This is a genomic window from Paenibacillus sp. VTT E-133280, assembly GCF_002264385.1.
GTDB classification, from domain to species: domain Bacteria; phylum Bacillota; class Bacilli; order Paenibacillales; family Paenibacillaceae; genus Paenibacillus_AQ; species Paenibacillus_AQ nitricinens.
The window spans coordinates 62,735-71,019 of sequence record NZ_NFUX01000035.1; the positions used below are offsets into that span (position 1 = coordinate 62,735).

Annotated in this window: 8 protein-coding genes; 7 read left to right on the forward strand and 1 reads right to left on the reverse strand. The window is 42.1% G+C overall.

Features of this window, described 5'->3' with window-relative positions:
* The first annotated feature begins 130 nt into the window (after positions 1-130).
* From CA600_RS16435 to CA600_RS16465, 7 genes are all read left to right on the forward strand, one after another.
* Entirely contained in the window at positions 131-373 is a 243-nt protein-coding gene (locus CA600_RS16435) for a twin-arginine translocase TatA/TatE family subunit (protein WP_094871456.1), read from the forward strand.
* 150 nt (positions 374-523) lie between these two features.
* Positions 524-1,291 carry a twin-arginine translocase subunit TatC gene (tatC, locus tag CA600_RS16440; protein WP_094871468.1) on the forward strand — a complete coding sequence of 256 codons (768 nt, stop codon included), beginning with the start codon at positions 524-526 and terminating at the stop codon, positions 1,289-1,291.
* A gap of 440 nt (positions 1,292-1,731) precedes the next feature.
* Complete coding sequence (gene groES, locus CA600_RS16445; protein ID WP_036676506.1) at positions 1,732-2,013, forward strand: co-chaperone GroES; 282 nt, start codon at positions 1,732-1,734, stop codon at positions 2,011-2,013.
* 78 nt (positions 2,014-2,091) lie between these two features.
* Positions 2,092-3,720: a chaperonin GroEL gene (groL, locus tag CA600_RS16450; RefSeq protein WP_094871457.1), complete on the forward strand. Its 1,629-nt coding sequence runs from the start codon at positions 2,092-2,094 to the stop codon at positions 3,718-3,720.
* Positions 3,721-4,000: 280 nt separating this feature from the next.
* The gene (locus CA600_RS16455) at positions 4,001-5,131 is read left to right on the forward strand and encodes an ROK family protein (protein ID WP_094871458.1); all 1,131 of its coding nucleotides are present in this window, start codon (positions 4,001-4,003) and stop codon (positions 5,129-5,131) included.
* A gap of 20 nt (positions 5,132-5,151) precedes the next feature.
* Complete coding sequence (locus CA600_RS16460; RefSeq protein ID WP_094871459.1) at positions 5,152-5,874, forward strand: 6-phosphogluconolactonase; 723 nt, start codon at positions 5,152-5,154, stop codon at positions 5,872-5,874.
* 33 nt (positions 5,875-5,907) lie between these two features.
* A complete protein-coding gene (locus CA600_RS16465) occupies positions 5,908-7,293 on the forward strand; it encodes a family 4 glycosyl hydrolase (protein ID WP_094871460.1) in 1,386 nt (461 codons plus the stop codon).
* A 70-nt stretch (positions 7,294-7,363) separates the two neighbouring features.
* Here the strand turns inward: CA600_RS16465 and CA600_RS16470 are convergent.
* Positions 7,364-8,285: tRNA dihydrouridine synthase (locus CA600_RS16470; RefSeq protein WP_094871461.1), on the reverse strand; the 922-nt coding region annotated here is incomplete at its 5' end.

Sequence of the window (8,285 nt, forward strand, 5' to 3'; positions counted from 1 at the left end):
ATATTCTTGTCACGTCACAAGGATAAACTATTTATAGAAGATAGTGGATGTAACTGTGACATAAGTTATGGTATTATTAGATTATCGTAAACGATACCATGATCGGATAGACGGACAAGGAGGAATAATAATGTTTAGTGGAATTGGTACTCCGGGTATTATCTTGTTGGTTATACTGGCACTGCTCCTCTTTGGCCCGAATAAACTGCCAGAGTTAGGCCGCGCAGTTGGACGAACCTTTCGTGAATTTAAGGAAGGCGCACGTGAAATCATTGGTGATAGTGATCCGGTGAAGAAGAGCGAAGCTCCTGTGCCGACGGCCCCGCAGACGGTCGCTGCAGATATTCCTCAGGACAAACGCCTGCCGGAATAATAAAAGGTTTAACAATGGGGCAATCTCTCAAGTCTATTAGACTTAGGAGATGCCCCTTTTTCAATTTGCTTGTTGCTTTCTGCAGAAACGGGCACAGCTATACATAAAGTCGGTGTGGCGTTTCTATTCTTGTCATGGGATGGTGTCAGGATGTCTCTCGAATCGGAAGAAATGTCGGTGGTGGATCATCTCACCGAGCTGCGTAAACGGATTATTTATGTGCTGATTGTATTTGTTTTGGGATTGGTAGGGGGGCTGTTCTGTGCCAAGCCAATCTACGATTATTTAATTAGTACAGATCTAGCGCAAGGTTTTGTTCTGCATGCTTTCTCATTCTGGGATGGTATCGGAATGTATATGAAGATCGCAATGGCGGTTTCATTAGTCATTTCAATTCCTTTTATTGCTTACCAGCTGTGGGCGTTTATTAGTCCGGGCTTACGGCCGGAAGAGCGTAGTGCAACACTACGTTATGTACCCTATGTTTTTGTTCTTTTTCTAATCGGTCTTTCGTTTGCTTATTATGTTGTATTTCCAATGGCGCTTTCGTTCACGATCTCTATCACCCGGAGTATGGGGCTGGAAGAGACCTACGGAATTGCGCAATATTTCAACTTTATGTTCAGTCTGGTGCTACCTTTAGCGCTGTTGTTTGAGCTTCCGCTGCTGGTGATGTTTCTGACCAAACTGAGGGTTCTTAACCCGATACGCTTGCGTAAAATGCGTCGATACGCTTATTTCACGCTTGTCTTTATTGCTGTAGTCATCACTCCTCCGGATTTTATCTCAGATTTTCTGGTGACGATTCCACTGCTTGTGTTGTATGAGTTCAGCGTATTCCTGTCCGCCTTCGTCTATCGCAAACAGCTCGCTGCGGATGCGGCAAGGGAAGCTCAGTACACCAAGAGTGAGGAATGATAATGAGAGAGCTGTCACTAAGTAGATTTTTCTACGAAAGAGACAGCTCTTTTGTTTTAAACCCCCGTCTTTTTGAAATGTTCGGGCGTAGGTGGTACAGTTGAGACTACTGGGAATCATACGCATATTTTCACACCCTGTGGATAGAATGTATAGAGTGTGTGCCTAGGACAACCAGTGAAACGTTATTTTTTACGAAAACAAATGCGAATTTGTGTAAAAGGACTTGAAATCCGGGCTCAAGTTGAGTATCATAAAAATTGTTGTTAGCACTACAAGCTGTCGAGTGCTAATGCTTATGGAAAATATGAGATGGACCAGATATTCGTAGCGTCCAATTGATATTTTTCATAAACACCAGAGATTTTGAAGTAAGACAGGTAAGTTCTAAACTATGTTTTGAAGCAAAATAACATAATTTTAAAGGAGGCTATTTTTTCATGATCAAACCTTTAGGTGAACGCGTATTGGTGCTACCGAGCGAGCAGGAGGAAACCACTTCATTCGGGATTGTGCTTCCGGACTCCTCGAAAGAAAAGCCACAAGAAGGAACTATTATTGCAGTAGGTAGCGGAGCTTTAAAAGATGGAGTACGTGTAGCGCTGGAAGTTAAAGAAGGCGACCGTGTTCTTTTCTCTAAATATGCAGGAACAGAAATCAAATACGAAGGTAAAGAATATTTGATTATGAAAGAAAGCGACATTCACGCGATTCTTGACTAAGCGAGAGTCGATCATAAGCTAAATCTAAACTACTTAAAGTAACGTGATATACAAAAAATTCTAGGAGGTAATTACACAATGGCTAAAGAAATTAAATTTAGTGAAGAAGCACGCCGCTCTATGTTGCGCGGTGTAGATGCTTTGGCAAATGCGGTAAAAGTTACACTTGGACCAAAAGGTCGCAACGTGGTACTTGAAAAGAAATTCGGTAGCCCGCTTATCACTAACGATGGTGTAACTATCGCTAAAGAAATCGAACTTGAAGATGCATTCGAGAACATGGGTGCTCAACTGGTTAAAGAAGTTGCTACTAAGACTAACGATGTAGCCGGTGACGGTACTACAACTGCAACGGTTCTGGCTCAAGCTATGATCCGTGAAGGTCTGAAAAACGTAACGGCAGGCGCTAACCCAATGGTTATCCGCAAAGGGATCGACAAAGCAGTTAAAGCTGCTGTTATCGAATTGCAAAGAATTTCTAAACCAATCGAAGATTCCCAAGCTATCGCTCAAGTAGCTGCTATCTCTGCTGCTGACGAAGAAGTGGGTCAATTGATTGCTGAAGCTATGGAAAAAGTAGGTAAAGACGGTGTTATTACTGTTGAAGAATCCCGTGGATTCCTTACTGAGCTTGAAGTCGTAGAAGGTATGCAGTTCGACCGTGGTTACATTTCCCCGTACATGATTACTGATACGGATAAAATGGAAGCTGTTCTGGAGAACCCATACATCTTGATCACTGATAAAAAAATCAGCAGCACTCAAGAAATTCTTCCTTTGCTAGAAAAAATCGTTCAACAAGCTAGACCGCTTGTTATTATCGCTGAAGATATCGAAGGCGAAGCACAAGCTATGCTGATCGTGAACAAACTGCGTGGAACATTCAACGCTGTTGCTGTTAAAGCTCCTGGCTTTGGCGACCGCCGTGAAGCTATGCTGCAAGATATCGCTGCCCTGACTGGTGGCCAAGTGATTACTGAGAAGCTCGGTCTTGATCTGAAGACTACTTCCATCGAGCAATTGGGTAACGCACGTCAAGTACGCGTAACCAAAGAAAATACTACAATCGTAGACGGAAGCGGCGACAAAGCAGACATCAATGCTCGCGTAAGCCAAATTCGTGCGCAACTGGAAGAAACAACTTCCGAGTTCGACAAAGAAAAATTGCAAGAGCGTTTGGCTAAATTAGCTGGCGGCGTAGCCGTTGTCAAAGTAGGCGCTGCAACTGAAACAGAATTGAAAGAGCGTAAGCTTCGCATCGAAGACGCCCTAAACGCAACTCGCGCTGCGGTTGAAGAAGGTATCGTGTCCGGTGGTGGTACTGCTCTTGTGAACGTATATGCTGCTGTTGCTGCTGTTGTGGCAACTGGCGACGAAAGAACAGGCGTTAACATTGTATTGCGTGCTCTGGAAGAGCCAGTTCGCACAATCGCTGCTAATGCTGGTCAAGAAGGTTCCGTTATCGTGGACCGCTTGAAAAAAGAAGCTGTAGGGATCGGCTACAACGCTGCTACTGATGAGTGGGTAAACATGTTCGAAGCTGGAATCGTTGACCCTGCGAAAGTAACTCGTTATGCTCTTCAAAACGCTGCATCCGTAGCGGCTATGTTCTTGACTACTGAAGCAGTAATTGCTGACAAGCCAGAACCAGAAAAACCAGGTATGCCTGATATGGGCGGCATGGGTGGAATGGGCGGCATGATGTAATAAGGCTGTAAAGCTTTGAAATAGGATTGATTAGAAGCCTCTTATGGGTTCATTAAACTCATAAGAGGCTTCTTTTTGTGGCGTACCCAGATGCACGCACTTGCTGGTGATATTAAGATAGAGAACAGATTAATTTAAGGAAGTTAAATAAATACACTTGAACGTTCACTACAGTGAATATATAATGAATTCAAGAGGTCAGTAAGTGATGACCTATCTTTTTTGATTAGTTATTTAACTTTATTTATTAATTATATTAATAATATAATATGGAGGACATATGAAATCATTTTTACCCAATGATATTAAAGATGAGAATAGAAAAATAGTCTTCGACATTTTGCTTCAATATCCTGAACTGGCGAAAGTTGAGATTACAGAAAAAACGGCAATGAGCTTTGTTACTGTAAGCAAGATTGTTACCTTTTTTGAACAGATTGGTTTATTGACCGTCACTGGTGAAAGTCGAGAAGGCTCTGGCGGCTTGGGAAGAAAACGTACGGTTTACAGATTTAATGAAAACAGCTATACGACAATCGGAATACAGATTATTGGCAGTACAATTACAGCGGTACTTATTAATCTGCACGGCAAGATCATAGATTCGTATTCGATTGAAACAGATATTCCGTTCTATAGCCAGCAGTTCACTTCGATATTTATAGAGATTGTGGAGTATTTGAAGAGTAAAGCGAAGGAAACGAATAGTGTTGTCTTGGGGATTGGTATTGGCGTTGATGCTGCGATCAATACAAGAAAGAAATCGATCCGGATGAGAACGCATCACAATAAAGAAAACGACTTTATGTATGAAACGATTATTGAAACTCTCAAGAGCGAAGTAAACTTACCCATTCTTCTGGAGAATGATGTGAACGCAGCGACTGTGGCGGAATTTCGGAATCTTGAAAACTCAGATCAAGCATTGACGAGTCTCATTCATGTTGCTGCAGGTGATGGGGTCGGAGGCGGCCTGATTATTAACAAAGAGCTTCACCGCGGCGTTAATGCAAGTGCAGGGGAGCTGGAGTATATGTGCTTTGATTCAGAATATAAACGTACGCCATCTTCAGTAGGTTGGCTGGAAAGCAAATTAGCCATTAAGTATTTGTTAAGCACATATGATTTGAATTCAACGAATGACGTAGAAGCTTGTATTGATTATGTTTCGAAGAATCTGGCATTAACGATTACCAATATGATCAGCATCTTAGATATCGACCAGGTCATTATTAGCGGTAAAACGGTAACGCTGTTCCCGGAACGCATATTGGACCGCACGAAAAGCTATGTCGAGCAATATACGGAGTGGACTCCTCAAATTTCGGTGAGTAAGTTACATCAATCAACTGCCATCGGAGCAGCTATACTTATTCTCCAGCAAGAGATGATTAATGTCATTTCGGAGTAAACAAGAAGGAAGTGAACAACATGATCAAAATCTTTGAGAATGAAGAGGAAGTAGCAAACGAAATTGCCAGAGAGATGAAAGATCATTTATTTACCGATCAGCATCCCGTGTTTTGCCTGGCTTCAGGGAGTACTCCACAAAAAAGCTATCAGAAATTTTCCAATGATGCGGACCTCCAATTGAAAATCAAGAGGATTAACATCGTTAGCTTGGATGAGTGGGTTGGCATTGACAAGAGCTCCGAAGGCAGCTGCTATCAGATGTTGAATCAAGATCTGTTCTCCCAGATTTCACTGGATAGCAGACAGATTGTGTTTTTTGATGGAACATCGCCGGATATGAAGCAGGAATGTTTACGAATTGATCACTTTATCGAGCAACACCCGATTTCATTCAGCTTGATGGGCGTAGGTATGAATGGACATATCGGATTAAATGAACCTGGTAGCCCAGTATTAAATTACAGCAGTGTTGTGGAGCTGTCGGAAACAACAAAGACTGTCGCTCAAAAATATTTTCATGAGCAGACTGAATTAAAGCAAGGCATTACATTAGGTTTGGAACAGATTGCAAGGAGTAAAAGAGTTGTTGTCGTCATAACTGGAGAGCGCAAAGCTGATATCGTGAAGGAAATCTTCATAAACTCTGACGCACAGCTGCCTGCTCAGCAATTGCTCGGCTATGATCATATAGATTTCTTTTTAGATGCAGCAGCCGCCAAATATATGGATCAGTCATTATAGTTGAGGCTTAATATGAAAAGGAGCTTGAAGACCATGAAAAAGTTGAAGGTTGCGTTAATCGGAGCAGGAAGTGTTTCCTTTGGACTAGGAGCACTTCAAGATCTCGTGTTATCAGAACGTTTGAGAAATCAAGTAGAACTCGAAATCGCACTTATGGATATTGTAGAAGAGAATGTGAATAGAACGTACAAGTATGCAACCGAAATGTTTACGGCATTTTCTCATCCTGCGAAGATTTGGCAAACGACGAATTTGGAAGATGCCTTAAGAGAGGCTGACTTCTCCATCGTTGCGATTGAGGTAGAAAGATATCATTACTGGTCACAAGACTTCCACATTCCGCGCCTTTACGGTAGCAAGCAGCTATATGGAGAAAACGGCGGACCAGGATCAATGTTCCACACCTTGAGAAATTTAGGTCCGATGCTGGAAATTGCAAAGACAATGGAGAAGGTATGTCCAGATGCCTGGCTAATTAACTATACGAATCCGGAAGCGAAGCTAGTGGAAGCCATCTCCAAATTAACTTCAATCAAAGTGGTAGGCTTGTGCCATGGTTTAGACATGGGGATTCATCAGCTAGCTGAATTCATGGAGATGGATAGTAAAGATATTGCAGTTGAAGGCGGCGGATTGAACCACTTTGGCTTCTTTACGAAGATCTGGAACAAGAGTACGGGAGAGGATTTATACCCTCTATTCCATGACAAAGAAAAGCAAGCTAACCGTTTGGCACATTTCGATCATATTGGATTATCTAGAACCTTGTACCATACTTATGGCTACTACCCTTACCCCGGGACTAACCATTGTGGAGAGTATATTTCTTGGGCAGAGGATTTCTATGCTGGACTACCCCTGCAGTTCCGTTACGATCCAATAACTGAGCAGCTGTGGAAGAAAGACTCCAGAACACCTGAATTTGTATACTGTGCAAGTGGCAGTACTTTGGATAAAGGCTTATTCGAGAATACGCTGAATCAAGAGCAGTGGTCTGAGCAGGCTTATCTATTTGATAAAGATAAGGTTCAAATTAGTAATGAATACGCAATACCAATTATTGAAGCGATTTTCTTCGACGATGAAATCGAGTTGAATGCTGTTAATATGCCAAACCACGGCGCTATTAAAGGACTTCCAGAGGATATGGCTGTTGAAACACAAGCGATCGTTAATAAAAAGGGTATCGTATTTAAGCCAATGACGGTTGAACTGCCAACTGCCATTATCGGAATGATCCATATTCAAGGTACAATCCATAAGCTGTTACTGGAGGCGTTTCTTGAAGAGTCGAGAACAAAATTGCTGCAAGCGATCCTGCTTGATCCGCAAGCACCAACCTACTATCAAGCTTGTGCGATGATCGATGAAATGTGTGAGCTGCAAAAAGAAATACTGCCAAAGCTGGAGTGGAAGTAAGACATCTTTAATAAAAACGGCCTCAGTCTGATGAAATTCAGAACTGTGGCCATTTATTTTGCATTACATATTATTCCGAATCTGCATCCAGAAAAGGTTGCACCAATCGCCGTACCTCATCGGTTGCATTCGTCTCCATCAATTGGTTTCTTAGTTCGTCGGCTCCGTCAAATCCACGAATATAGATTTTGAAGAAGCTCCGAAGTGGATTAAATAGACGTGGTTCAACTTCTTTTGAATATTTATCGTGAAGATCTAGATGAAAAAGTAGAAGGTTAAGAAGCTCCTCCACACTATGCTCTTTAGGTTCTAGTTCGAAAGCATATGGATTTTTAAAAATACCGCGGCCAATCATGACTCCATCAACCCCGTATTGCTCTACTAATTTCAAGCCTGTTGCACGGTCAGGAATATCCCCATTAATGGTTAGCAACGTATTTGGGGCGATCTCATCGCGTAATTTTTTGATTTCGGGGATGAGCTCCCAGTGTGCATCTACTTTGCTCATCTCTTTTTTTGTACGGAGGTGTATGGACAGATTCGCAATATCTTGTCTCAATACATTTCTTAACCAATCGCGCCACTCATCAATTTCGCTATATCCTAATCTTGTTTTAACACTAACCGGCAATCCACCAGCTTTAGTCGCTTTAATAATTTCTGCTGCCACTTCAGGATGTCGAATTAATCCAGCACCTTTTCCATTGGTTGCGACGTTTTTTACGGGGCATCCCATGTTTATATCGATACCACGAAAACCAAGTTTTTTCATATCCATGCTCATTCGTTCAAAATACTCCGGGTTATTGCCCCAAATATGAGCGACCATCGGTTGTTCATCTTCCGTGAACCTTAATCGAGTAAGCACACTTTCCTTTACCTTTAATTTAGGGTGACAGTAGTATTCTGTATTTGCAAATTCCGTGAAAAAAACGTCTGGTTTTGCAGCTTCACTAACCACATGACGAAATACAACATCTGTGACATCTTCC